Source organism: Mesocryomonas lacus (assembly GCF_055730105.2).
Genome location: NZ_JBUZWF020000005.1, coordinates 192,596 through 217,724, shown reverse-complemented (window position 1 = coordinate 217,724; position 25,129 = coordinate 192,596). Strand labels below are relative to the sequence as shown.

Genomic DNA, 25,129 nt, shown 5'->3' with positions numbered 1-25,129 from the left:
ACGAGGGGAGGCGGCTTTGCATGGCTGGCTCCCGGGTGGGTGAGGAACCAGCAGAGGGTTGATCGGTTTAGCGGGGGAAGGCGCCCGGCATCGGCAAGACCGACGGCACTGGCGCTCAGATCCATCATCCGGAAGGACCCACCGTGGCCAAGTCTCCCACCGTCATGCTTCACCCGACCAAGAATCCGCAGAAAGAAAACGTCCGGGGCGCCATGGTCGCGCTGCTGCAGAAGCACCTTGGCACCGCGATTGACCTGTCCTACCAGGCCAAGCAGGCGCACTGGAACGTGAAGGGCATGAACTTCATCGCCGTGCACAAGCTGTTCGATGAACAGCATGAGGCGGTCGAAGCCTATGTCGACCTCATCGCCGAGCGCCTCACCGGCATGGGCGGCCAGGCCCAGGGCACCGTGCAGGCTGCAGCCAGCAACACGATCCTGCCAGCCTACGCGCTGGACATCGTGAAGTCGGAAGATCACCTGCGCCGCTTGTCGGATTCCTACGCCGCCTGGAGCGCGGCGCTGCAGGAGGGCATCAGCGAGGCAGACGAGGCCGGCGACGACCTGACCGCCGACCTGCTGACCGAGATCGGCCGTGGCATCAACACCGGTCTCTACTTCCTAGAAAGCCATTTCCAGGTCGAGGATGCCGGTCATTCGACCTGAGCCTTTCGGCAGTCTAGTTTTGAGAGGGCGGCGCGACAGCGTCGCCCTTTCTGCGTTTGAGGGGGATGCGATGACCGGCAGCAGGGGCGTATGACGCGAATTGTTCTCGTCGGTTGTGGCCATGCCCATCTCGTCGTCCTCAACCGGGTAAAGGCGTTCAGGGCGCGCGGGATCGAGCTGGTGCTGATCGATCCCGGCCGGTTCTGGTACTCCGGCCGCGGCAGCGGCATTCTCGGCGGGCGTTTCGACGCCGAAGCCGCCAGCCTCGATCCTTTCCGCCTGGCAAAGGCTTGTGGGGCGGACCTCATCGCGGACCGTGTCGTCGGGCTCGATCGTGCGGCCCGGACGTTGCTTCTAGCGGCCTCTCCGCCCGTCCCCTACGACTTCGTTTCCTTCGCCATCGGCAGCACGGTCCGTATGCCCTCGTCCTTCGAGGGAGTCGCCACAGCCGCAGTGAAGCCGATCGGCGGCTTGCCAGCACTGCGCGAGGAGATTGCGGCCGCACTTGGCGCGTCGCGGGTGCTCGTGGTCGGCGGGGGCGCGACAGGCTGCGAGATCGCCGGCAACCTTCTCCACCTCGCCGCCACCCGTGGGATCAGGCTGTCGGTGACGCTGGTCACGGCAGAGGCGAGCCTCCTGCCGCAGGCGCCAGGCTTTCTCGGTCGGGCGGCGCTGGCGAGCCTCGAGAGGCGGGGGGCCGTCGTCCATCGCGGCAGCGCCGTCGCAGAGGCGTCGGCGGGATCGCTGCGCCTTGCTTCGGGCGTGGTGCTCGGCTTCGATCGGCTGATCCTGGCGACAGGGCTCGTCGCGCATCCTCTGACGGGGATGCTGGGCCTTCCCGTGGGCGATGGCCTTCTGGTCGAACCGACGCTGCAGTCGGTCGGCGACCCCCGAATTTTTGCCGCCGGTGACTGTGCCGGGATCGTCGGCTGTCCCCGGCCGAAGCTCGGCGTCTACGGCGTGCGCGCCGGGGCCGTGCTGGCGGAAAACCTCCTCGCCGCCGCCGAAGGCAAGGCGCTCTCGCACTACCGGCCGCAGCGACGGGCGCTGTCGATCGTCGATCTGGCGGATGGCCAGGGGCTCGCGATGCGGGGTGGCCTTGGATGGCGCGGGCGATCTGCCCTGTCGCTGAAGCACTGGCTGGACCAGCGCTTCCTCAGCCGCTACCGCCGGCTCTACGAAAGCGCGGCCCCGACCTAAAAAGCCCCAGCATGAAAAAGGCCCGACCGTCGCCGGCCGGGCCTTTGTGTCTGACGTGAGAGCAGGGCGCCTCAGATGGTCTGGCCGGTCTTCTTCCAGTCGGCGACGAAGGTCTCGAGGCCCTTGTCGGTCAGCGGATGCTTGACCAGCGCCTTCAGCGTCGAGGTCGGCACGGTCGCGACGTCGGCGCCGATCAGCGCGGCTTCGCGGACATGGTTCAGCGTCCGGATCGAGGCGGCGAGGATCTGCGTGTCGAAGTCGTAATTGTCGAAGATGCGCCGGATGTCGGCGATCAGCTCCATGCCGTTGATGTTGATGTCGTCGAGGCGGCCGATGAACGGCGAGACGTAGGTCGCACCTGCCTTGGCGGCGAGCAGCGCCTGGGTGGCGGAGAAGCAGAGCGTGACGTTGGTCTCAAAACCTTCGTCGGTCAGGTGCTTGCAGGCCTTCAGGCCGTCGAGCGTCAGCGGAAGCTTGATGCAGACATTGTTGGCGATGCCGGCGAGGATCTTGCCTTCGCGGATCATTTCGTCGGCGGTGAGGGCCGATACCTCGGCCGAGACCGGGCCGTCGACGGCATCGCAGATCTCGGCGATGAGGTCCATCATCGGCCGACCGGCCTTCAGCACCAAAGAGGGGTTGGTGGTCACGCCATCGATCAGGCCAGCTTCGTTCATTTCCCGGATTTCGCCAATATCGGCCGTGTCCACGAAGAATTTCATCGCTTTTGTCCTTCCTTGCGCCGGCGGTGCCCCGCCTCTGGCGTGGTGATATCGCAACTCGGGGACCGGGTCACCACGTAAGGCTTTCCATTGCCCGGCTTCCGGCCCGTAGGCCCGCCCATGGCCAGCGCCTGCTACCGCCTTCGGCGCGACCCGTCTATGTCAGAACCCCACCCAGCCGAATCGGATCCATGTCCCGAGCGAGTTCCCCCCTGACCGGCCAGCTGTTCGACATCCGGTCGGTGCCGGTTCTGGTGCCGCTGCCGACGCCGCGGCCCTATTCCTACGCCGTGCCGGAGGGAATGCTGGTGGTGCCGGGCTCGATCGTGCAGGTGCCGCTCGGGCCGCGGCAGGTCGCCGGGATCGTCTGGGACGACGCGCCAGATTCGGCGACCGTCGACCCCGGCAAGCTCAGGGCGATCACCCACGTCTTCGACTGCCCGCCGCTCGATGCCGCCATGCGCCAGTTCATCGACTGGGTGGCGGACTATACGCTGTCACCGCCGGGCTTGGTGGCGCGCATGGCGCTTCGGGCGCCGGCGGCCTTCGACCCCGAGCCCTGGATCGAGGGCATGGCGCTGACCGGCACCGTGCCGGAGCGGATGACCGGCGCCCGCCAGCGGGTGCTGGATGCGGCCGGGGACGCGCCGGCCTGGTCGCGCTCAGGGCTTGCGCATGCCGCCGGCGTCTCGGTCTCGGTCGTCGAGGGGCTGATGAAGCTCGGGGCGTTCGAGACCGTGCGGCTGCCGCCACCGCCTGCAGTGGCCGAGCCGGACCTCGGCTTCGGCCGTGCCGATCTCGGCGGCGACCAGGTTGCTGCGGCCAAGACCCTCGTCGAGACCGTCAAGGCAGGGGGCTTTTCGGCGACGCTGCTCGAGGGTGTCACCGGCTCGGGCAAGACCGAGGTCTATTTCGAGGCGGTGGCCGAGGCGCTGGCTGCGGGGCGGCAGGTGCTGATTCTCCTGCCGGAGATCGCGTTGACGCAGAGCTTCATCGACCGCTTCCACGCCCGTTTCGGCGCGCCGCCGGCGGAATGGCATTCCGACGTCACCCCGCGCATGCGCGAAAAGGTCTGGCGGCAGGTGGCAGAGGGCCGGGTGAAGGTGGTGGCGGGGGCGCGCTCGTCGCTCTTCCTGCCGTTCCAGGATCTTGGGCTCGTCATCGTCGACGAGGAGCACGACCCCGCCTACAAGCAGGAGGAGCGCACCTTCTACCACGCCCGCGACATGGCGGTGGTGCGCGCCTCGATCGGCAAGTTCCCGGTGATCCTCGCCTCGGCGACGCCCTCGATCGAGAGCCGGGTGAACGCGGCGACGCAGCGCTACGGCCATGTCGTCTTGTCGGCCCGCTACCGCGAGGCGGCGCTGCCGACGCTGCAGCTCGTCGACATGAAGCGCCATCCGCCGGCGCGGGGCCGCTTCGTCTCGCCGGTGCTGCTGAAGGCGATCGAGGAGACCGTGGCACGCGGCGAGCAGGCGCTGCTCTTCCTCAACCGGCGGGGTTATGCGCCGCTGACGCTCTGCCGCGCCTGCGGCCACCGCTTCCAGTGCCCGGACTGCTCGACCTGGCTGGTCGACCACCGGCTGCGCGGGCAGCTGCAATGCCATCACTGCGGCTTCACCCGGCCGCGGCCGGAATCCTGTCCGGAATGCGGCGTGTTCGACCATCTCGTGCCTTGCGGCCCGGGCGTCGAGCGGATCGCGGAAGAAATGCTCGGCGCCTTTCCGGACGCGCGCACCATTCTCCTCTCCTCCGACCTTGCCGGCGGCCCGCGGCGGCTGCGGAGAGAGCTCGATGCCATTGCGGAAGGGGAGGCGGACATCATCATCGGCACGCAGCTCGTCGCCAAGGGGCATCATTTTCCGCTGATGACACTGGTGGGCGCCGTCGACGCCGATCTCGGCCTCGCCAATGGCGATCCGCGCGCCGCCGAGCGGACCTTCCAGCTGTTGCACCAGGTGACCGGACGGGCCGGGCGGAGCGGGCGGGCGAGCCGCGGGCTGATCCAGACCTATCAGCCGGAGCACCCGGTGATGCAGGCGATCGCCTCGGGCACCGCCGAGCGCTTCTACGACCGCGAGATCGGCGAGCGGGAGCGGGCGGGCCTGCCGCCTTTCGGCAGGCTCGCGAGTGTCATCATCTCCGCCGAGACGCGCAAGGCTGCCGAGGATCATGGCCGCGAGCTGCGGCGGGCTGCGCCCGAGGATGATTCGATCGAGGTGCTGGGTCCGGCCGAGGCGCCGCTCGCGGTGCTGCGCGGCCGCCACCGCTTCCGGCTGCTGTTGCAAGGCGGGCGCCGCGCACCGTTGCAGGACTATCTCCGGGCGATGATCGAGCGGGCGCCGAAGCCGCGGGGCACGGTGCAGGTGCAGATCGACGTCGATCCGCAGAGCTTTCTCTGAACATCGTCAACGGCGACCGGTAACCGGCGACCGGTGACCGGCGGCGATGGCGCTCGCGATGGCCCCCGTCCTTGCCGCCGCCGGCGCGAGCCGGTAGCACTCCGCTACCGCGCCGTGCCGAGGCGCCGCCTTTGCCGAGGATGTCCCCGTGGAACTCGCTTTTCCCTTGCCACAGACCAATGCCGACCTGATGACCTACGGCGTCGGCGTCTTTACCGCGCTTTTCGGCCTGTTCGCGCTGTTTGCGCCGGTGACGCTGCTGCGGGCCTTGCGGCTGACCACGCACCACGCCTACCCGGAGGCGGTGTCGGAGGCGCGCTCGACGATCGGCGGCTTCTATCTCGGCATTGGGCTGATGGTGCTGATGTTCTTCGAGCAGTGGACCATGCCGCTGATGCTCGGCGTCGCCTGGCTGTTTGCAGCCTTCGGCCGGCTGGTCTCGATCCTCTCGGACAAGGGATCGACCTTCTACAACCTCGCCTTCCTTCTGCTCGATCTCGTCCTCGCCGGCCTGCCGCTGGCGGCTGCCTTCGGCCTCGTCCAGAGCTGAGCTGGTCGCCGGCTAGCCAAAGCCCGTAGCCTCTGTCCCAAAAAGCAGCAAAACTCGGGCGCTGAGTCCGGTTCCGGCGTTGTCGATGGCAAATCGCTATGCTAGACGGTCCTTGCCTCCCTCGGGCCAGCGGCGTCAAGATGTCGCTCCGATGGAAATAATCTAACGGTTCTAAGTGTTTGGGGCGTTCTCGCTGCCGAGAATGCCCAATATGCTTGAACCCCAGGAAGAGAAACGGTCGTCCGTGGCAACATCATCCTCTCCCGTCTCGGGAGTCGCAGAACGCTACGCTCTGTCCTTGTTCGAGCTTGCTCGTGAGGAGGGTTCGATCTCGGTGGTCGAGTCCGAACTGAACGAGTTCCAAGGCCTGATCGACCAGAATGCCGACTTCCGGCGTCTGGTGGAAAGCCCGGCCTTCACTTCCGACGAACAGCTCGCCGCCATCTCCGCGATCGTCGCGGATGTGAGGGCCAGCCAGCTCACTGCCAATTTCCTGAAAGTGGTCGCCTCGAACCGCCGGCTCTTCGTGCTGCCGGGCATCGTTCGCAGCTTCCGCGCCATGGCGGCAGACGAGCGCGGCGAAGTCGAAGCGGAGGTGATCAGTGCGCATCCCCTCGGCGACGACCAGCGCCGCGAACTGTCGCAGACGCTCGGCGCCTATGCCGGCAAGACGGTGACGATGCACGAGAGCGTCGATCCGTCGATCCTCGGTGGGTTGATCGTGAAGATCGGCTCCCGCCAGATCGACACGTCGCTTCGCACCAAACTCAATTCGCTTAAGCTAGCGCTGAAAGAGGTCGGCTGATGGACATCCGCGCCGCGGAAATTTCCGCAATCCTGAAAAACCAGATCAAGAACTTCGGCAACGAGGCGGAAGTCTCGGAAGTCGGCCAAGTTCTGTCCGTCGGTGACGGTATCGCCCGCGTCTACGGCCTCGACAATTGCCAGGCCGGCGAGATGGTCGAATTCCCGGGCGGCGTGCGCGGCATGGCGCTGAACCTTGAAAGCGACAATGTCGGCGTCGTGCTCTTCGGCTCCGACCGCGACATCAAGGAAGGCGACGTCGTCAAGCGCACCGGCGCCATCGTGGACGTTCCCGTCGGCATGGGCCTGCTCGGCCGCGTCGTGGACGGTCTCGGCAACCCGATCGACGGCAAGGGCCCGATCGAGCACACCGAGCGTCGCCGCGTCGACGTCAAGGCGCCCGGCATCATGCCCCGCAAATCGGTGCACGAGCCGATGTCGACCGGCCTCAAGGCCATCGACGCGCTGATCCCGGTCGGCCGCGGCCAGCGCGAGCTGGTCATCGGCGATCGCCAGACCGGCAAGACCGCGATCCTGCTCGACACCTTCTTGAACCAGAAGCCGGGCCACGACGCCGGCGTGGAGAAGGACAAGCTCTACTGCGTCTACGTCGCGATCGGCCAGAAGCGCTCGACCGTCGCGCAGTTCGTGCGCGTGCTCGAAGAGCGCGGCGCCATGCAGTACTCGATCGTCATCGCGGCGACCGCTTCCGACCCGGCCCCGATGCAGTACATCGCGCCGTTCGCCGGTTGCGCCATGGGCGAGTACTTCCGCGACAACGGCATGCATGCCGTGATCGGTTATGACGATCTGTCCAAGCAGGCCGTCGCCTACCGCCAGATGTCGCTGCTGCTGCGTCGTCCGCCGGGCCGCGAAGCCTATCCGGGCGACGTGTTCTACCTGCACTCGCGCCTGCTCGAGCGTGCGGCGAAGCTGAACGAAGCCAATGGCTCGGGCTCGCTCACCGCGCTGCCGGTCATCGAGACCCAGGCGAACGACGTGTCCGCCTACATCCCGACCAACGTGATCTCGATCACCGACGGCCAGATCTTCCTCGAGACCAACCTGTTCTACCAGGGCATCCGCCCGGCGGTGAACGTCGGCCTCTCCGTCAGCCGCGTCGGCTCGTCGGCGCAGATCAAGGCGATGAAGCAGGTCGCAGGTTCGATCAAGGGCGAGCTCGCGCAGTACCGCGAAATGGCGGCGTTCGCGCAGTTCGGCTCCGACCTCGACGCTTCGACCCAGCGCCTCCTCAATCGCGGCGCGCGCCTGACCGAGCTTCTGAAGCAGCAGCAGTTCTCGCCGCTGAAGACGGAAGAGCAGGTCGTCGTGATCTTCGCCGGTACCCAGGGCTATCTCGACAAGCTGAAGGTTTCCGACGTCGGTCCGTTCGAAGAGGGCCTGCTCTCCTCGATGCGCACCGAGCACAAGGCCGTTCTCGACGCCATTCGCGACGACAAGCAGATCACGGACGATACCCGTGGAAAGCTGAAGGCGGCACTCGACCAGTTCTCGAAGAGCTTCGCTTAAAGCCTCGGGAATAACGGTAAGGTAGCGGGAGACGGTTTCGGACAATGGCTTCGCTGAAAGACCTGCGTAATCGCATCGCCTCGGTCAAGGCAACGCAGAAGATCACCAAGGCCATGCAGATGGTCGCGGCGGCGAAGCTTCGCCGCGCGCAGGAGGCTGCCGAGGCTGCCCGCCCCTATTCGGAGCGGATGGCCGCGGTGCTCGCCAACATCGCCAATGCGATGGAAGGCGACGCGCCGGCCCTGATGACCGGGACGGGCAAGGAGGACACGCACCTCCTCGTCGTGTTTGCCTCCGACCGTGGTCTCGCCGGCGGCTTCAACGCGCAGATCGTGCGGCTGGTTCGCCAGCACGTCCGCGAGCTCGACGCCGAAGGCAAGACGGTCAAGATCATCGCCGTCGGCAAGAAGGGCTACGACGCGATGCGCCGTGACCTCGGCAGCCGCATCGTCGACCGGATTGAACTGCGCGACGTCAAGCAGCTCGGCTTCTCCAATGCGGAGTCGATCGGCGACAAGGTCCTCGGCATGTTCGAGGCCGGCGAGTTCGATGTCTGCACGATCTTCTTCTCTGAGTTCCAGAACGTCATCACCCAGGTTCCGACGGCACGCCGGGTCATACCGGCCGCGGTCGAGAAGGACGGTGCCCAGCTCACCGCCGCCGGCGGTGGCGTCTACGAATACGAACCCGATCCGGCCGACATCCTCGCCGACCTTATCCCGCGCAACATCAAGGTCCAGATTTTTAGGGCCTTGCTGGAGAACGCCGCGTCCGAACAGGGCGCGCGCATGACGGCGATGGACAACGCGACGCGCAATGCCGGCGACATGATCAAGAAGCTGACGCTCGTCTACAACCGCCAGCGTCAGGCGAAGATCACGACCGAACTGATCGAAATCATCGCGGGCGCCGAAGCGCTCTGACGACCTTTTGACGACCTTTAAGAGAAGGATGCCATCGATGGCTGACATCACAGGACAGGCCACCGGGCGCGTCGCGCAGGTCATCGGCGCCGTCGTCGACGTTTCGTTCGACGGACCGCTGCCGGCCATTCTGAACGCGCTCGAGACCACCAACAACGGCAACCGTCTGGTGCTGGAAGTGGCCCAGCACCTCGGCGAGAACACCGTTCGCACCATCGCGATGGATCTGACCGAAGGCCTCGTGCGCGGCCAGCCCGTGACCGACACCGGCGAGCCGATCCAGGTTCCGGTCGGCGCTGGCACGCTCGGCCGCATCATGAACGTCATCGGCGAGCCGATCGACGACGCCGGCCCGATCCCGTTCGAGTCGAAGCGTGGCATCCATCAGCCGGCCCCGGCCTATGTCGACCAGTCGCCAGAGAGCCAGATCCTGGTCACCGGCATCAAGGTCATCGACCTGCTCGCGCCTTATGCCCGCGGCGGCAAGATCGGCCTGTTCGGCGGCGCCGGCGTCGGCAAGACCGTTCTGATCCAGGAACTGATCAACAACATCGCCCGCGCCCACGGCGGTTACTCGGTGTTCGCCGGCGTCGGCGAGCGCACCCGCGAGGGCAACGATCTCTACTACGAGATGATCGAGTCCGGCGTGAACAAGGACCCGGCCGAGAACAACGGCAACACCGAGGGCTCCAAGGCCGCCCTCGTCTACGGCCAGATGAACGAGCCGCCGGGCGCCCGTGCCCGCGTCGCGCTGACCGGCCTCACCATCGCCGAGCATTTCCGCGACCAGGGCCAGGACGTTCTGTTCTTCGTCGACAACATCTTCCGCTTCACCCAGGCCGGCTCGGAAGTGTCGGCTCTCCTCGGCCGTATCCCGTCGGCGGTGGGCTACCAGCCGACGCTCGCGACCGACATGGGCGCGATGCAGGAGCGCATCACCACGACGACCAAGGGTTCGATCACCTCGGTGCAGGCGATCTACGTTCCCGCGGACGATCTGACCGACCCGGCGCCGGCGACCTCCTTCGCGCATCTTGATGCGACGACGGTTCTGAACCGCGCGATCTCCGAGAAGGGCATCTATCCCGCGGTGGATCCGCTGGACTCGACCTCGCGCATGCTGTCGCCGATGATCCTTGGCGAAGAGCACTACACTGTTGCCCGCCAGGTGCAGGAGACGCTGCAGCGCTACAAGTCGCTGCAGGACATCATCGCCATTCTCGGCATGGACGAGCTGTCCGAAGAGGACAAGGTTGCGGTTGCCCGCGCCCGCAAGATCGAGCGCTTCCTGTCGCAGCCCTTCTTCGTGGCGCAGGTGTTCACCGGTGCACCGGGCCAGCTGGTGCCGCTGGAAGACACGATCCGCTCGTTCAAGGGCCTCGTCAACGGCGAGTACGATCACCTGCCGGAAGCCGCCTTCTACATGGTCGGCTCGATCGACATGGCCATCGAGAAGGCCCAGCGTCTGGCGGCTGAAGCCGCCTGATGACGACGGGCAGCGCTTCGTCCGCACTGCGGATCGAGGATGCCGTAAACGAGACATGCCCCTGGTCGGGGGATCCGGTTTCGCCGGATTCCCTGACACTCTACAAGGGTGCGGTGGTCGGGTTCTGCAACACCGGCTGCCGAGACAAATTCGACAAGGCCGTCCTCGCTTTCGAGGCAGCCCTCAACAAGCAGGCTGACCATGGCTGAGAGCTTCCAGTTCGAACTCGTGTCCCCGGAGCGTCTCCTGGTGTCGGAAGTCGTCACCGCGGTTCTGGCGCCGGGCACCGATGGCTACATGACCATCATGAGCGGCCACGCGCCGGCGATGACGACGCTGAAGCCGGGCGTCGTGACCGTGACGACCGCGGGCGGCGCCGACCAACGCTTCTACGTGCAGGGCGGCTTTGCCGACATCACCAATGACTCGATGATCCTCCTGGCCGAGCACGCGCTGCCGGTGGCAGAGCTGAACGCTGCCGATCTCGACAGCAAGATCCGCAATGCCGAGGAAGACGTCGCCGACGCCAAGACTCCGGACGCCCGCTCCAAGGCCGAGCAGCAGCTCTCCGCGCTGAAGGATGCGCGGTCGGCGCTCGGCATGTAGGCTTCACGCCCCTTGAATGACGAAAGCCGGCGCGAGCCGGCTTTTTTTCTGTCTGGGGCCGAGATGGCCGGCCAATGGGATGAGCGAGCGCTCGGTGCTCGCCCTTCGCCTACACCAGCTCGAAATTGCGAAAACCCGCCACGACCTGATCGTAGACACCGCGCTTGAAGGGCACGACCAGCGACAGCACCTCGTCCATCGGCTTCCAGGCCCATTCGTCGAACTCGGCGGAGTGGCCGCCGGGCGGCGGGTTGATCGCGATTTCGCTCTCTTCGCCGGTGAAGCGGAAGGCGAACCATTTCTGCGTCTGCCCGCGGTAGCGGCCCTTGAGGGCGATACCGACGAGGGCCGGCGGCAGGTCGTAGTCGATCCAGCCCTCGGACTCGCCGAGCAGTTCAGCGGAGCGGATCCCGGTCTCCTCGTAGAGTTCGCGGCGGGCTGCATCCAGCGGCTCCTCGCCCTCGTCGATGCCGCCTTGCGGCATCTGCCAGAGTGCGGTGGCACCTTCCATCTCCCCTTGGTCCTCGACCAGGCGGCGGCCGACCCAGACGTGGCCGGCGGCGTTCAGCACCATGATGCCGACGCAAGGGCGATAGGGAAGGTTGTGGAAGTCGATCGGCTTCATGGCAGCGCTCCGGCAGAGATCTCTGACCGGGTTATCGGGCGCAGGGCTGATGAGGCAAGGGGAAACCGAGCCTCATCGCCTCTCGGGGTCGACAGCGAGGGCCGAGAGCGGGACGATCCGGACGCCGCGGGTCTCGGCTTCCGCGATCCAGGCCGCGATCGCGGCGGTCGAGACGTCGAAGGCCGAGGCGATGCCGATGGCGCTGCCGTCGGCACGGGCAATGCGCTCGAGGGCGGCAAGCTGCTTCTCGACGGCACCCCGCTGCTGCACGGCGTCGAGGAGAATGCTGGCCGCGGCGAACGGCGTACCGGCTTCGCGGGCGGCGTCCTTGGCGAGACTGCGGGGCGAGCTCGCGTCGTCGAGATACATCAGGCCGCGGCGGGAGAGTTCGCCGAGCAGCCCGCTGATGGCGGCGGGATCGGCGCTGAGCCGGGCGCCCATGTAGTTCATCACGCCGACATAGTTGGTGGTGCGCCCGAGCGACCAGAGCAGCGCGTCGAAGCGACCGGCGCTGGCGTCCTCGGCGGTGACGGTATGCGGGCCGGGCGTCGTCTGGGGATAGCCGAAAGGCTCCATCGGCACCTGCAGGACCAGCTCGTGGCCGCCGCGGCGCGCATCCTGCATCCAGCGGTTAAGACTGTTGCCGGCCGCGGCAAAGCCGAAAGTGACGCCCGCGGGCAGCGTGCGGATGGCGGCCTGGGTGCCGGTCTGGCTGATGCCGAGGCCGCCGACGACGAGGACGATGCGCACGCCGACGTCGCTGCTGGGGGTGGCGGCATAGACGTCGAAGGGCCGCCGTCCGTCGGGACCGCGCACGGGCAGCGGGCCGGCATCGCTCGGCTCAAGGAGCGCGTCGTCGGGGTTTGCTGCCATGGTCGCCGGCTGGCGCAGCGAGCCCGCGGCATCGACGGTGATCAGCTGGCCGGCCATTCCGGTTTCGTCCGGCGGATAGGTGATGGTCGGCAAGGTGGGATCGGCGAGGGGTGCGGCAATGATCTTCGGCGTGCGCGGCAGCGGCATCAGCGGCGCCGGGGCGGCGGTGGCAAGGCGCTCCGCCTCGGCCGCTTGCCGGGCTTCGCGCTCGGCGAAGACGTCGACCTGGCGCAGGCGTGGCTGGGTGAGGACGGTGGCGGCCGAGGCGCCCGCGAGGAGAAGGAACCCGGCGGCGCAGAGAACCGTGCGCCGGGCAGGGCGCCTCAATGTCTTGCGCGGAGGCCTGTCGCGCCCGAGCGGCCGGTCGAGATCGTCGAACATAGCCGGACCTAGCGCGGCAAGCTGGACCGGGGCTCGCTTGGCCCCGCGGGCGGGCGGGCTGCGGGGGAGGCGGGCGGCGGCCAGGCAAAGAAAAACCCCGGCGCCTGGGGCGCCGGGGTGGGTCTAGTCGCCGGGTGGAAGCGGGCGCTACTTGGCGGCGCGCTTGTCGCCCTTCGGCGGGAAGTTGGCGTCGGTCTTGGTGCCGCGCAGCAGCTCGTAGGCGTAGTTCAGCTGCAAGTCGTCCTTGGCCTCCGGCGGGACGTAGTCGAGCGAGCCGGAGCCCTCGGCGTTTTCCTCGTTGCCGGTGATGTGGCCGCGCAGGCCGGACTCGCCGCGCACGACCTCGTCCTCGGTGTCGAGGCCCATCTGCTTCTTGATGTCGTCCGGCAGCGGCTGGGCGACGGTGATGTCGGGGTCGATGCCGCGGCCCTGGATGGAGCGGCCCGACGGCGTGTAGTAGAGCGCCGTCGTCAGGCGCAGCGCGCCGTTGGCGCCGAGCGGGATGATGGTCTGTACCGAGCCCTTGCCGAACGAGCGCGAGCCGACGACGGTGGCGCGGCGCTGGTCCTGCAGCGCGCCGGCGACGATCTCGGACGCCGAGGCGGACCCGCCATTGACGAGCACGACCAGCGGCTTGCCCTTGATGTCGTCACCGCCGCGCGCGTTGTAGCGGCGGGTTTCCTCGGCGTTGCGGCCGCGGGTGGAGACGATTTCGCCATTCTCGAGGAAGGCGTCGGAGACGCTGACGGCCTCGTCGAGCAGGCCGCCCGGGTTGCGGCGCAGGTCGAGCACGAAGCCCTTCAGCTTGTCGGCGGGGATCTTCGCCTCGATGTCGGCGATCGCCTCTTCCATGCCGACCGTGGTCTGCTCGTTGAACTTCAACAGCTTGATGTAGCCGACGTCGTTCTCGACCGTGTGGCGGACCGAGGGGACCTTGATCTCGTCGCGCTTGATCGACAGGCGGACGGGCTTGGCCGCGCCTTCGCGCACGATGGTGAGGGCGACGGAGGTGCCGATGTCGCCCTTCATCTTCTCGACCGCCTGGGCGAGCGTCAGGCCGCGCACCTGCTCGCCGTTGATCTCGGCGATCAGGTCGCCGGCGAGAACGCCGGCCTTGTCGGCGGGCGTGCCCTCGAACGGCGAGACGACCTTGACCAGCTCGTTCTCCATGGTGACCTCGATGCCGAGGCCGCCGAACTGGCCGCGCGTCTCGGTGCGCATGTCAGCCGCTTCCTTGGCGTTCATGTAGCTCGAATGCGGGTCGAGCTGGGTCAGCATGCCGTTGATGGCGGTCTCGATCAGCTTCTGGTCGTCGGGAACGTCGACATACTGGGCGCGGACGCGCTCGAACACGTCACCGAAGATCGCCAGCTGGCGATAGGTATCCGAGCCCGCCGCATTGGCGACACCCGACTGCTGGCCGACGAACACGGTCATCGCGGTCGCACCCATGAGCGCGCCGGCGAAGAGTATCGAGAGCTTACGAATCATTCCTCGTCCTTCCAGAAGGTCCCACCGTCCACCAAGGAGTCGGATCGACCGGTTTCCCGTTCTTGCGAAATTCCACATAGAGCGCCGGCTCTTCTGCGCCGAACTCCGCTCCGGCCGCACTGGCCAGTCTTCGCGCACCCATGACCGCGACGGGCTCTCCCGATAGCACGAATTGGCCGACTTCGACGTCGATCTCGTTCATGCCCGCAAGGACAACATGATAGCCATCGCCAGCGTCAAGTATCAAGAGCTGTCCATAGGACCGGAAGGGTCCGGAATAGAGCACGCGGCCATCCGCAGGGGCAGTTACGAGGTCACCCGGACGCGCCGAGAAGGAGACCCCCGACGAAGGCCGTCCGATGCCGTCGCTGCCGCCATAGGCCACTTGAAGGGCACCGGATACAGGTGCTGTCAGACGGCCTTTCATTGTCGAAAATGCGGCGACCGGTTCGATGTGCGCCATGTCACGGCGAAGTGACGCTATGTCATAGCTCTTCTCGGTTTCCGGCATTGAGGTTGGCGTCTGTTCGGCCACGACAGGAGCAGGCGGGGTCGAGGCTGGCTGGTCCGGCTGGGCGGGTCCCTCGGTCTCGGGGACGGCGCGGGCGGCTTCGCGCACGGCCTTCTCGCGCTCCACCTCGGCGATGCGGGCGGCTTCCGCCTCCGCGGCGCGTTTGGCGGCCGCCACCTTCTGGGACGCCGCCTCCGCCGCGCGGGCGCTGGCCGTCTCGTTCTCCAGCGAGGCGATCAGCTCCTGCAGGCTGTTCGCCTTGGCGGCCAGCTCGGCCGCATGGGCGCGTTCGGCCTCGCGCCGGCTGCGGTTGTCAGTCTCCAGCCGCTGCTTCTCCTCGAACAGCCGGGCGAGCCGCGCCTCTTCTTCCTTCTGCCGGGTGCGCCCGTCGACGAAGCGCTGCTTCTCGGTGGCGATGTCGCGCTTGACGGCGGCAAGCTGTTTCAGGTCGCCGGCAAGCTTCTCGGTCTCCTTGCGGATGCCCGGGACGACGGCGCCGAGGAGGATCGCGCTGCGCACGGAGCCGAGGGCATCGTCCGGTTTCACCAGCAGCGCCGGCGGCGGCTTGCGGCCCATCCGCTCGAGAGCACCGAGGACTTCCGCCAGAAGGCCGCGGCGCTCGCGGAGCGAGGCTTTCAGGCTTGCCTCGTCGCCGGCCAGGGCGTCGATGCGCTTCTCAGTGGCGGCGATTTCCTTCTCGATGGCCTGCTGCTGGGCGGCAGCAGCGATCATGGCATCGCGGATACGGCCGCGGTCCTCGGCGAGGGCGGCGATCTCAGCATCGAGCGACTGCACGCTCTGCTGGCTCAGCTGGATGCTGTTGGAAATGCCGGCGAGTTCCTCGGCATTCTTCTTGCGCTCGCCTTCGAGGATCAGCACGCGGCTGATGCTGCCGACGATGTCGCCCGTCGGCGCCGGCGGCTCGCTCTCGGCAAGGCTCAGCCCCGGCGCGACCAGCGTCAGGCAAAGCGCCGCGGCGGCCAGAAGCCGGCGGGATGCATGCGGTCGCCTGTCGTGTGCGGCTTTGGCCTGCAAGAGCGTCCTTGATCGCCTGAGAGACTGCGTGGACCGGCACGGCCGGGGTCGGCATCCTCGACCTTTCGGCCAGAGGACGCGGCACGATAGCGCCGCCTCCTTAACAATGCATCAACCATGGCGAGGTCGCCCTGTCCGTGCAGAGGCTCACCCCCGACCACGGCAAGGTCGTGGCGGACAAACGTCTCAACGCGAATAAATGCCAGGCTATCAATTTCTGCTAAGCGTTGTTGCCGATATGTCGCGGGAATGGCGGACCGGATCAGGACCGGTGGTAGGGGTGTCCGGCGAGGATCGTCGTGGCGCGGTAGATCTGCTCGGCGAGGAGCATGCGCGCGATCTGGTGTGGCCAGGTCATCCGGCCGAGCGACAGGACGAGCCGCGCGCGGCCGCGCAAGTCGGGGTCGAGCCCGTCCGGTCCGCCGATCAGAAGGGCTATATCGCGGATCCCCTCGTCCCGCAGCCGTCCGAGTTCGGCCGCGAACTCTTCCGACGACAGCGCCTTGCCGGTCTCGTCGAGGGCGATCAGGACGGTCTTGTCGGGCAAGGGCGCGACAAGCCGAGCGGCCTCGTCGCGCTTACGCTCGGCGACCCCTGCGGCCCGCGATTCCGCATGCTCGCCAAGGCCAGCATAGTCGAGCCCCAGCGGCGCGCCGCTCTTGGCGAGGCGCTCGAGATAACGGTTCGCGAGTTCGCGTTCCGATCCGGATTTCATCCGGCCGATCGCCGCGATCGTCAGGCGCACGGCAGCAACCGCCAGGTTGGCGGGCTTGAATAGTTGAACGCGTTCAATGGTCTACGCCTTGCCGGCTGGCCGCGGCCAGCGATCGGCACGGAGCGCTTCTGCGACGGTCAATGGACCGTCGCATCTCCGGCATCGCCGACCGACCACATCTTTTCGAGATTGTAGAAGGCACGCACTTCCGGGCGGAAGATGTGGACGATGATGTCGCCGGCGTCGATCAGGACCCAGTCGCCATTCTGCAGGCCTTCGACCTTGCACATGCCGTGGCCGGCCTCTTTCAGGTCGCGCAGCACGTGGTCGGCGACGGCCGAGACGTGGCGGTTCGAGCGACCGGAAACGATCACCAGATGGTCGGCAAGGGCGGACTTGCCCTTCAGGTCGATGCTCAGGATGTTCTCGCCCTTCGAGTCCTCAAGGCTCGAAATCACGACGTCGATGGCGGTCCGGCCGAGCTTGGTTTCGCTCGTGGCAGCCTCGGCAGGAGCGCTCGCGAGGGCGTCCTCCGTCTTTGGGGCAGGTGTCAGCGTCGTTGTTCCTTTGTCTGGGCGGGGAGGGGACGTCATGTCCCGGCGCCTCTTTGAAGATAGGCAGGGTTCGGTGGCAGTTTCAAGACGCAGGTCCTCCGGCGCGGAGCGCGCTGGAGGACAGCGACGAGCGTGGTCCATGAAGGAAGACCCAGGCTGGAGCCTCGCAGAAGGGCAGCGCGGCGGCGTTCTCCTCGGCCAGCCGCATCGGCGCGAAGGTCTTCGCCATCGGCGAGGAGAGGAGCGCGAGCGTCGCGCCGGGGCGGTCGACCACGGCGATCGGATAGGTCGCGGCGATCCGCCGCCAGGCCTGCCAGCGGTGGAAGGAGGCGAGGCTGTCGGCGCCCATGATCCAGACGAAGCGCACGCCGGGTTTCAGCCGCCGGACCAGAGCCAGGGTATCAGCGGTATAGCGCAGATGGTGGGCGGCCTCGAAGGCGGTGACGTCGATCCGCGGATCGCGCGCCAGCCGCTCCGAGGCGGCGATGCGCTCGGCCAGGGGCTTCAGGATGCCCGGATGCTTCAGCGGATTGCCGGGGGTGACGATCCACCAGAGACGGTCGAGCTTTAGGCGGCGCATCGCGGTTTCCGCCACCAGGAGGTGGCCGTCATGCGGCGGGTTGAACGATCCGCCGAACAAGCCGATCCGCATGCCGCGCTCGGTGTGCGGCAGGCGCAGCGCCGCGGGCGGCACCGCCGGCATGCCCTCAGTGAAGGTCACGGCCTGATCTGGCCGGTACCGGAGACGCGGTAGTTGAAGCTCGTCAGCTGCTCGACCCCGACCGGGCCGCGGGCGTGCATCTTGCCGGTGGCGATGCCGATCTCGGCCCCCATGCCGAACTCGCCGCCATCGGCGAACTGCGTCGAGGCGTTGTGCAGCAGGATCGCCGAATCGAGGCTGGACAGGAAGCGCGCCGCCGTCGCCGCGTCGTCCGTGACGATCGCCTCGGTGTGGTGCGAGGAATGGCGCTCGATGTGAGCGATGGCGCCGTCGATGCCGTCGACGAGCGCGACCGTGATGATCGCATCGAGATATTCGGTGTCCCAGTCCTCGGCGGTCGCCGGGCGGGCGGCCGGGAACAGCGCCCGCGCGGCCTCGTCGGCGCGGATCTCGCAGCCGGCCGCAGTGAGTGCCGTCAGCAGCGGCACCAGATGCGTCGAGGCGACGGCGCGGTCGACGAGCAGCGTCTCGGCCGAGCCGCAGACGCCGGTGCGCCGCATCTTGGCGTTGGCGACGATCGCCTCGGCCATGGCAAGATCGGCCGCGCCGTCGACATAGACGTGGCAGAGGCCCTCGAGATGGGCGAAGACCGGCACGCGCGCCTCTTTCTGGACGCGGGCGACGAGCGAACGGCCGCCGCGGGGCACGATGACGTCAATGGCGCCGTCAAGGCCGGTCAGCATCTCGCCGACCGCCGCCCGGTCGGGCGTCGGGACGATCTGGATGGCGCCGGCGGGAAGGCCGGCGGCTTCGAGGCCTTCGACGAGGGCGGCATGGATCGCGGCGGACGACGCCGCCGAGTCCGAGCCGCCGCGCAGGATGACGGCGTTGCCGGCCTTGAGGCAGAGCGCACCGGCATCGGCGGTGACGTTCGGGCGGCTCTCGTAGATGACGCCGATGACGCCGAGCGGGGTGCGCACGCGGGAAATGTGCAGGCCGTTCGGCCGCTCCCATTCGGCGATCACTGCGCCGACGGGATCGGCGAGCGCCGCGATGTCGCGGATCGCGCTGGCAATGCCGGCGACGCGGGCGGCGTCGAGCGTCAGCCGGTCGACCAGCGCGCCGCTCATGCCGGCCGCTTCCGCTCTCGCCAAATCCTGCGCATTGGCCGCAAGGATCGCGTCGGCGCGGGCTTCCACCGCCTTTGCCATCGCGTCGAGCGCGGCGTTCTTCTGCGCAGTCGGGGCGAGCGCGAGCGTGCGCGCCGCCCGGCGGGAACGCGCGCCGATGTCCAGCATCAGCGTCTCGATGTCGTTGGAATGGACCGTGTCCAGCATGTCTTCTTCCTCAGGCGATTTCGCCGGCGTCGCGGAACTGGCGTTCCAGGACGAGATCGTCGCGGTGGATCATCGCCGTGCGCGGGGCGTAGCCGAGCGCCGCCTCGATCGCCGAGGACCGGAGCCCCGCCACGAGGCGCGCCTCGGCGCCGTCATAGGCGACGAGGCCGCGTGCGACCTCGCTGCCATCCTCTGCCGCCACGACGATGGTATCGCCGCGGCCGAAATCACCCTCGACCGCCTTGACGCCCGCCGGCAGCAGGCTCTTGCCCGACATCAGCGCGCGGACGGCGCCGTCGTCGACAATCAGCCGGCCGGAGGTATTGAGATGCCCGGCGATCCAGCGCTTGCGGGCGGTGACGGGGTTGGCGGTCGGCAGGAACAGCGTCGCCGGCTCGCCGCGGGCAATCGCCGCCAGCGGGTTCAGCCGGTCGCCGGCGGTGATGATCATGGCGGCACCCGCGGCGGTCGCGATCTTGCCGGCGTCGATCTTGGTCTTCATGCCGCCGCGCGAATATTCCGACGCGGCGACCCCGGCCATCGCCTCGATCGCCGGCGTGATGCGCTCGACCAGCGGGATGTGCCGGGCCTCAGGGTCGAGGGCGGGGGGCGCGGTGTAGAGCCCGTCGATGTCGGAGAGCAGCACCAGGAGATCGGCGGACATCATGGTGGCGACGCGCGCCGCCAGCCGGTCATTGTCGCCGTAGCGGATCTCGGCGGTGGCCACCGTGTCGTTCTCGTTGATCACCGGCACGGCGCCGAACTGCAGCAGCGTGCCGACGGTCGCGCGCGCATTGAGGTAGCGGCGCCGCTCCTCGGTATCGCCGAGCGTCAGGAGGATCTGTCCGGCCTCGAGCCCGTGGTCGCCGAGCCGCTCGGCATAAGCCCGCGCCAGCGCGATCTGCCCGACGGCGGCGGCCGCCTGGCTCTCCTCGAGCTTCAGCGTGCCCGGCGGCAGCTTCAGGATCTTGCGGCCGAGCGCAATGGCGCCGGACGAGACGATCAGCACCTCGCGGCCCCCGGCGGCAAGGGCTGCCACGTCGGCGACGAGCGCCGTCAGCCAATCCTGCCGCAGGCCCGTCTGGCGGTCGACGAGGAGGGCCGAGCCGATCTTGACGACGAGCCGGCGGGAAGCATCGAGCGTTAAGGCAGCGGTCATCTGGGGTCGGCGCCCTCGGGCAGGCTGTCCCAGCGGGTCTCGTCGACCTCTTCCTCTTCCTCGTCCATGCCGACGATCTCGCGCCGCAGCTGGCGCAGCACCTCGGTCATGCCCTCGCGGCTGACGGCGGAGATCTGCAGCGGCGGACGGCCGCAGGCCTTGGCCAGCTGCTTCAGCTTGGCCTTCTTGTCCTCGGGCGTCAGCGCGTCGATCTTCGACAGCGCAACAATCTCTGGCTTGTCGGTGAGGCCGCCGCCATAGGCCTCGAGCTCGGCGCGGACGGTCTTGTAGGCGTAGCCTACATCGTCCTCGGTGGCCGAGACGAGGTGCAAGAGCACGCGGGTGCGCTCGACATGGCTGAGGAAGCGGTCGCCGATGCCGACGCCCTCATGCGCGCCCTCGATCAGTCCGGGAATGTCGGCGAGGATGAACTCGGCGCCGTCGACGGTCGCGACGCCCAAGTTCGGGTGCAGCGTCGTGAACGGATAGTCGGCGATCTTCGGCCGGGCCGCGGTGACGCTGGCGAGGAAGGTCGACTTGCCGGCATTCGGCAGGCCGACGACGCCGGCATCGGCGATCAGCTTCAGCTTCAGCCAGATCGTCAGTTCCTCGCCCTCGATGCCGGGATTGGCGCGGCGCGGCGCCTGGTTCACCGAGGTCTTGAAATAGGCATTGCCGAAGCCGCCATTGCCGCCGGCGGCGATGCGGTGCTTCTGACCGATGAAGGTGAGGTCGCAGAGCAGCGTCTCGCCGTCCTCGGCAAAGACCTGGGTGCCGATCGGCACCTTCAGCGTCACGCTGTCGCCCTTGCCGCCGGCGCGGTCGCGACCCATGCCGTGAACGCCAGTCTTCGCCCGGAAATGCTGCTGGTAGCGATAGTCGATGAGGGTGTTGAGCCCGGAGACGGCCTCGACGAAGACGTCGCCGCCTTTGCCGCCATCGCCGCCGTCCGGCCCGCCGAACTCGATGAACTTCTCGCGCTTGAACGAGACGGCGCCGGCGCCGCCGTCGCCCGATCGGATGTAGACCTTGGCCTGGTCGAGGAACTTCATGGCATGTCTTTCCGCGCGTCCCGGCAGGGGTGAGGTCACCGGGCCGGCTTTATTCTACTGAAAACGAGGGCCGGCGCGAAGGCCCGTCCTCATGAAACTCGTATTGGCGCCCCGCGAGTGGCGCAGTGCACCGACCGGTGTCTGCCGCCGATCAGGGCGCGGTCGGCGGCTTGGAGAAGACGACGCGGGCGCCGGCGACCGGGATCCCGGCCTTCGACACCTGCACCTTGTTCAGCACCGTGCCGTCCGGCTGCGCCTGCATGACGTGCCGGAAATGCAGGACGAGCGATCCGCCGCCCGGCGCGTAGCCGTCATAGTCCAGCACGACGCCGTCCGCCGTCTTGTAGCCGCTGACCGGCACCGGCGCGTTCAAGACGCCCTTGCCGCTCTCGGTCTCGACTGTTCCCTCATAGCGGCCGCCGGGACGGACGGCGAGGGTCCAGCGCTGCAGCCGGTCGCCCTTGGCGAAATGGAACCGCTCGTCGAGGGCGAGGCTCTCTTCCGTCGCGGTGCCGGTGAAGCCCGCGGTGAACGGCTCGGCCGAGACATAGGCGGTATCGATCTCGCCTTGGCTCTGGCTCGATCCGTCGAAAAACTGCTCGAGGGCAAAGCTGCCGCCTGGATCGGCCGCGGGCGGCTCGGCGAAAGCGCCGCCAGCCACGGCCTTCAGCCCAAGCCAGCCGAGCCCGAGCACGACCAGCACCAGCAGCGATTTCGCCAGGCGATTGCGTCTCATTGCCGTCATGCCCGTCCCCATGCCTTCAAGGCTTTCCACGCCCGGCGATCGAGGTGGAAATCCTCGCTCGCCACCCGCCCGGCCGAGACCGAGACAAAGGTGCCGGTGCCGCGGTGCTGGAAGCCGCATTTCTCCAGCACCCGCCGCGATGCCAAGTTGATGACCCGGCAGTCGGCACACACCTGATCGATATCGAGCCGGGTGAAGGCAAGGTCCACCATCGCCTGGACGGCTTCGGTGCAGAAGCCCTGGCCCCAGTGCGGCTGGCCGATCCAGTAGCCGAGGTCGACCGCGCGCAGCCGCCGCGTCGGCCGGAGGCCGCAGAGGCCGAGGAAGGCGCCGGTCGCGCCGTCGGTGACGGCGAACACCATCTCGCCCGCCACGTTCTCCAGAAAGGCGTGCGCATGCTCGATCGTATAGGGATGCGGCAGACGCGCCATCATGCGCGCGAGCGCCGGATCGTCGGCAAGCCGCGCCATCTCGGGCGCATCCGTCATCACCGGGCGGCGCAGGCGCAGGCGCGGGGTGACGATCGGTTCGAGGGGTTCTTCCAGCAGGCTGTCCAGCGGGTGGTCCACGGCATCGGTCCTTGCGAACGAAAAAAGGGAAGATGGCGGCCCATCTCCCCTGATCTCGCTAGGACCTTCGACCGTCAAGGTCGGATCGCAGCGCCGGGGTCGTGGGACACCGGCGCGCGATCGGCTCCGGTCATTCTGCGGCGATGGCTTTCGGCATGACCGAAATATAGGCGCGGCCCTGGGCCTTGGTCTGGAAGGTGACGATGCCGTCGACGGTCGCGAAGATCGTGTGGTCGCGGCCGATGCCGACGCCGGCGCCCGGGTGCCACTGGGTGCCGCGCTGACGCACGATGATGTTGCCAGGGATGACCGCCTGGCCACCGGACTTCTTCACGCCGAGGCGCTTCGACTCGGAGTCGCGACCGTTGCGGGACGAGCCGCCTGCTTTCTTATGTGCCATGGAACTTCTCCTGTCGCCTTTCGCCGCCGCTTCGGGCTGCTCGGGCTTTTTGTTCTAGTCTTGCACGGTGCCGGCCCGAAAGTCTTCAGGCTTCTGCCATCCCTCAAGGGGCCGTGCGACGATCAATCTGCCGGCCCCGATGATCCGACTGCGTGGCCATGCCACGGCGCGAACCAAAGGGGCCGATCGGGATTACTCGGCCGAGGTGTCCTCGGCGGCCTTCTTGGCGCGCGGCTTGGCCGGGGCCTTCGCCTTCTTCGGCGCCTCGGCGCTCTCGTCGCCGGTCGCTGCGGTCTCGGCCTGGGCAGGCTTTTCCGACGAGACCTGCGTCTCGGCGCGGGCCGGCTTTTCCGATGCGGTCTGGCCCGCGGCGAGGATCTCGCCGATGCGGATCAGCGTCAGGTCCTGGCGGTGGCCGCGGGTGCGCTTGGAGTTCTGGCGACGGCGCTTCTTGAACGAGATGACCTTCGGGCCGCGCGTCTGCTCGACGATCTCGCCGGTGACGGTGGCGCCGGCCACGAAGGGCGCGCCGATCGTCGTGCCGAGCATGAGCACCTCGGCAAAGGTGACGGAATCACCGGCGACGCCGGGGACGCGCTCGATCTCGAATTCGTCGTTGGCGACGACGCGGTACTGCTTGCCGCCGGTCTTGATCACTGCGAACATGGATTTTCCTTCTGCGATCGAGCCTCGGACGCTGCCGGGCCGTCTTCTTGTTGTTCTTGGGTCGTGCCGGTCGTTGGACCGGGTCTGTCCGGCGATGCCGTGGCCGAAGCCGGACATGCCGCCGAGAGAACGTGGTAACCCACGTCCATCGGGCGCGTCCTTAAACGAGAAGGGGCAAAACGTCAAGGCGGCAGGGCCGGGTCTGCCTTTCCGGAGGCGGCACTAACCAGGCCGCAAAGTCCTTGCCGACAGGCGATCTGCATCGTCACGGTGCGAGGCGGCGGCAAAAACCTGCACACCGCGCGATAAAATCCCTAGACAAGCCGCCCGCTTTCCACGATATGGTCCGCCCCGGAGAGGTGGCAGAGTGGTCGAATGCACCGCACTCGAAATGCGGCATACGGGTGACCGTATCGGGGGTTCGAATCCCCCCTTCTCCGCCAGTTGACTGGCACACTCCGCCAATTTCAAACCCCATGTTTTCCGGTATTCTAGGCTCGGAGCGCCCCAAGCGGGTGTCTGGGAATGGAAAGTTTCGACCGTGAATTGGGTGGTGTATCGCGTGGTGTATCGTTCGGAGAGCCTCCGGCCGCGTTCGCCAGCACCGGATCGAATCGCACGGGCGATCGTCCCCGCGGGGCGGGGCCGCATCTCGTCCGGACCGGAACGAGCTATCTTTTCCAGATCCGCATTCCAAAGACGCTCGGCGGTGGGCGCGGCTCTTCGCTCGTGCGGCTCGGCATCGGGGCCCGCCCTGCGGCAGACGCCCGGCGTATCGCTGACCTGCTGGCGGCAGCCGCCCGCACGCGTTTTGACGAGATCGGCAGGCGCTCGATGAGTGGCGACAGGACCGACAAGCCAGGGGCGGCGAACGCCGATGGCAGCGTCGACGTCGAACCGCTCTTTTCCGGCGACGCATGGACCCTTTAGCTCATCTGAGCACGCGCCAGTACGCCCGGCTTGTCGATGAATGGGTAACGGCAATCGGTCTTCGCAAGGAGGACTACGGCACCCATTCGCTTCGACGGACAAAGGCGTCGATCATTTACAAGGCAACTGGCAACCTTCGGGCCGTGCAGATCCTGCTCGGACACACCAAGATTGAGAGCACGGTGCGCTACCTCGGTGTTGATGTAGAGGATGACTTGGCACTCGCTGAGGGCACTGGGGTGTAGCAGCAGCCTCCTGCGCATCCACAGGAACGGCCGCTTCGGAGCATCCCTAGCGGCCGTTCCAACAGCAAGGCGGGGTGGGAAGCCGTCAGGCAGCTTTGGGCGGACTGTCGTCGGTAGCTGCCGTTCAATGTTAGGTTTCATGCCTACCCTGCAAAAGGATCATCGGACCTGTCAGGACCCCCCGTAAAAGGCAGGTTTGCGCTACCTACTTGCAGTGATTGTAGGTGTTCCATCCACCTGAAGGGAGCGCATAGGGAACATAATCAGAGGTTCTGGTAGACGGGTGGCAGCT

Annotated in this window: 26 protein-coding genes, 1 tRNA gene and 1 pseudogene; 13 read left to right on the top strand and 15 right to left on the bottom strand. The window is 67.5% G+C overall.

Features of this window, described 5'->3' with window-relative positions; genetic code table 11:
* The first annotated feature begins 143 nt into the window (after positions 1–143).
* On the top strand, positions 144–665 hold the full coding sequence (gene dps / locus ACZLZQ_RS18165; RefSeq protein ID WP_472950559.1) for a DNA starvation/stationary phase protection protein Dps: 522 nt from the start codon (positions 144–146) through the stop codon (positions 663–665).
* A gap of 90 nt (positions 666–755) precedes the next feature.
* Complete coding sequence (locus tag ACZLZQ_RS18160) at positions 756–1,865, top strand: NAD(P)/FAD-dependent oxidoreductase (protein ID WP_472950558.1); 1,110 nt, start codon at positions 756–758, stop codon at positions 1,863–1,865.
* Between the two features lie 71 nt (positions 1,866–1,936).
* Here the strand turns inward: ACZLZQ_RS18160 and fsa are convergent, their stop codons facing one another.
* Positions 1,937–2,587, bottom strand: a complete 651-nt coding sequence (fsa, locus tag ACZLZQ_RS18155) for a fructose-6-phosphate aldolase (RefSeq protein ID WP_472935571.1) — start codon at positions 2,585–2,587, stop codon at positions 1,937–1,939.
* A gap of 191 nt (positions 2,588–2,778) precedes the next feature.
* Between fsa and ACZLZQ_RS18150 the strand changes: the two genes are divergently transcribed.
* The 8 genes from ACZLZQ_RS18150 to ACZLZQ_RS18115 all read left to right on the top strand — a co-directional run bounded on the left by ACZLZQ_RS18150 (position 2,779) and on the right by ACZLZQ_RS18115 (position 10,888).
* Positions 2,779–4,989 carry a primosomal protein N' gene (locus ACZLZQ_RS18150; RefSeq protein WP_472950557.1) on the top strand — a complete coding sequence of 737 codons (2,211 nt, stop codon included), beginning with the start codon at positions 2,779–2,781 and terminating at the stop codon, positions 4,987–4,989.
* Between the two features lie 148 nt (positions 4,990–5,137).
* Entirely contained in the window at positions 5,138–5,539 is a 402-nt protein-coding gene (locus ACZLZQ_RS18145) for an AGROH133_08824 family phage infection protein (RefSeq protein WP_472935573.1), read from the top strand.
* 244 nt (positions 5,540–5,783) lie between these two features.
* Positions 5,784–6,344 carry a F0F1 ATP synthase subunit delta gene (locus ACZLZQ_RS18140; protein ID WP_472950556.1) on the top strand — a complete coding sequence of 187 codons (561 nt, stop codon included), beginning with the start codon at positions 5,784–5,786 and terminating at the stop codon, positions 6,342–6,344.
* Positions 6,344–7,873 (top strand): F0F1 ATP synthase subunit alpha, encoded by a 1,530-nt coding sequence (atpA, locus tag ACZLZQ_RS18135; protein WP_472935575.1) that lies wholly within the window; start codon positions 6,344–6,346, stop codon positions 7,871–7,873. Before ACZLZQ_RS18140 ends, atpA begins: the two co-directional genes overlap by 1 nt.
* Before the next feature lie 44 nt (positions 7,874–7,917).
* Positions 7,918–8,796, top strand: a complete 879-nt coding sequence (locus ACZLZQ_RS18130) for a F0F1 ATP synthase subunit gamma (RefSeq protein WP_472935576.1) — start codon at positions 7,918–7,920, stop codon at positions 8,794–8,796.
* Positions 8,797–8,824: 28 nt separating this feature from the next.
* Positions 8,825–10,282, top strand: coding sequence for a F0F1 ATP synthase subunit beta (atpD, locus tag ACZLZQ_RS18125; protein WP_472935577.1), 1,458 nt, complete (start codon positions 8,825–8,827; stop codon positions 10,280–10,282).
* Positions 10,282–10,491, top strand: a complete 210-nt coding sequence (locus ACZLZQ_RS18120; RefSeq protein ID WP_472950555.1) for a glutathione S-transferase — start codon at positions 10,282–10,284, stop codon at positions 10,489–10,491. The genes atpD and ACZLZQ_RS18120 overlap by 1 nt, the downstream gene beginning before the upstream one ends.
* A complete protein-coding gene (locus tag ACZLZQ_RS18115) occupies positions 10,484–10,888 on the top strand; it encodes a F0F1 ATP synthase subunit epsilon (RefSeq protein WP_472935578.1) in 405 nt (134 codons plus the stop codon). The genes ACZLZQ_RS18120 and ACZLZQ_RS18115 overlap by 8 nt, the downstream gene beginning before the upstream one ends.
* A gap of 109 nt (positions 10,889–10,997) precedes the next feature.
* Here ACZLZQ_RS18115 and ACZLZQ_RS18110 read toward each other — a convergent pair whose 3' ends face one another.
* From ACZLZQ_RS18110 to rplU, 14 genes are all read right to left on the bottom strand, one after another.
* Positions 10,998–11,513, bottom strand: coding sequence for an RNA pyrophosphohydrolase (locus ACZLZQ_RS18110; protein ID WP_472935579.1), 516 nt, complete (start codon positions 11,511–11,513; stop codon positions 10,998–11,000).
* Positions 11,514–11,585: 72 nt separating this feature from the next.
* Positions 11,586–12,767 (bottom strand): divergent polysaccharide deacetylase family protein, encoded by a 1,182-nt coding sequence (locus ACZLZQ_RS18105; RefSeq protein ID WP_472950554.1) that lies wholly within the window; start codon positions 12,765–12,767, stop codon positions 11,586–11,588.
* 147 nt (positions 12,768–12,914) lie between these two features.
* Positions 12,915–14,258 (bottom strand): S41 family peptidase, encoded by a 1,344-nt coding sequence (locus ACZLZQ_RS18100; RefSeq protein WP_472935581.1) that lies wholly within the window; start codon positions 14,256–14,258, stop codon positions 12,915–12,917.
* Positions 14,248–15,804 carry a murein hydrolase activator EnvC family protein gene (locus tag ACZLZQ_RS18095; protein ID WP_472950553.1) on the bottom strand — a complete coding sequence of 519 codons (1,557 nt, stop codon included), beginning with the start codon at positions 15,802–15,804 and terminating at the stop codon, positions 14,248–14,250. Before ACZLZQ_RS18095 ends, ACZLZQ_RS18100 begins: the two co-directional genes overlap by 11 nt.
* A gap of 262 nt (positions 15,805–16,066) precedes the next feature.
* Positions 16,067–16,549 carry a 23S rRNA (pseudouridine(1915)-N(3))-methyltransferase RlmH gene (gene rlmH, locus ACZLZQ_RS18090; protein ID WP_472950552.1) on the bottom strand — a complete coding sequence of 161 codons (483 nt, stop codon included), beginning with the start codon at positions 16,547–16,549 and terminating at the stop codon, positions 16,067–16,069.
* 107 nt (positions 16,550–16,656) lie between these two features.
* Positions 16,657–17,112 (bottom strand): ribosome silencing factor, encoded by a 456-nt coding sequence (gene rsfS / locus ACZLZQ_RS18085; RefSeq protein ID WP_472935584.1) that lies wholly within the window; start codon positions 17,110–17,112, stop codon positions 16,657–16,659.
* A 43-nt stretch (positions 17,113–17,155) separates the two neighbouring features.
* Entirely contained in the window at positions 17,156–17,776 is a 621-nt protein-coding gene (locus ACZLZQ_RS18080; RefSeq protein WP_472950681.1) for a nicotinate-nucleotide adenylyltransferase, read from the bottom strand.
* A gap of 14 nt (positions 17,777–17,790) precedes the next feature.
* Positions 17,791–19,071 carry a glutamate-5-semialdehyde dehydrogenase gene (locus tag ACZLZQ_RS18075; RefSeq protein ID WP_472950551.1) on the bottom strand — a complete coding sequence of 427 codons (1,281 nt, stop codon included), beginning with the start codon at positions 19,069–19,071 and terminating at the stop codon, positions 17,791–17,793.
* A 10-nt stretch (positions 19,072–19,081) separates the two neighbouring features.
* A complete protein-coding gene (gene proB, locus ACZLZQ_RS18070; RefSeq protein ID WP_472950550.1) occupies positions 19,082–20,230 on the bottom strand; it encodes a glutamate 5-kinase in 1,149 nt (382 codons plus the stop codon).
* Positions 20,227–21,282, bottom strand: coding sequence for a GTPase ObgE (gene obgE, locus ACZLZQ_RS18065; RefSeq protein WP_472950549.1), 1,056 nt, complete (start codon positions 21,280–21,282; stop codon positions 20,227–20,229). Before obgE ends, proB begins: the two co-directional genes overlap by 4 nt.
* 151 nt (positions 21,283–21,433) lie before the next feature.
* A complete protein-coding gene (locus tag ACZLZQ_RS18060; RefSeq protein WP_472950548.1) occupies positions 21,434–22,018 on the bottom strand; it encodes a DUF3833 family protein in 585 nt (194 codons plus the stop codon).
* 5 nt (positions 22,019–22,023) lie between these two features.
* The gene (locus ACZLZQ_RS18055; protein ID WP_472950547.1) at positions 22,024–22,596 is read right to left on the bottom strand and encodes a GNAT family N-acetyltransferase; all 573 of its coding nucleotides are present in this window, start codon (positions 22,594–22,596) and stop codon (positions 22,024–22,026) included.
* A 130-nt stretch (positions 22,597–22,726) separates the two neighbouring features.
* Positions 22,727–22,996 carry a 50S ribosomal protein L27 gene (gene rpmA, locus ACZLZQ_RS18050; protein ID WP_472935590.1) on the bottom strand — a complete coding sequence of 90 codons (270 nt, stop codon included), beginning with the start codon at positions 22,994–22,996 and terminating at the stop codon, positions 22,727–22,729.
* Between the two features lie 192 nt (positions 22,997–23,188).
* A complete protein-coding gene (rplU, locus tag ACZLZQ_RS18045) occupies positions 23,189–23,662 on the bottom strand; it encodes a 50S ribosomal protein L21 (RefSeq protein ID WP_472950546.1) in 474 nt (157 codons plus the stop codon).
* Positions 23,663–24,015: 353 nt separating this feature from the next.
* On the opposite strand from rplU, the gene ACZLZQ_RS18040 reads away from it, so the two are divergent.
* The 3 genes and pseudogenes from ACZLZQ_RS18040 to ACZLZQ_RS18030 all read left to right on the top strand — a co-directional run.
* Positions 24,016–24,105 (top strand) — tRNA-Ser (locus ACZLZQ_RS18040).
* A gap of 82 nt (positions 24,106–24,187) precedes the next feature.
* A complete protein-coding gene (locus ACZLZQ_RS18035; protein WP_472950545.1) occupies positions 24,188–24,592 on the top strand; it encodes a hypothetical protein in 405 nt (134 codons plus the stop codon).
* A pseudogene (locus ACZLZQ_RS18030) lies at positions 24,592–24,837 on the top strand (tyrosine-type recombinase/integrase); the annotation flags it as partial. The gene ACZLZQ_RS18035 and the pseudogene ACZLZQ_RS18030, both read left to right, overlap by 1 nt.
* Between the last annotated feature and the right edge of the window lie 292 nt (positions 24,838–25,129).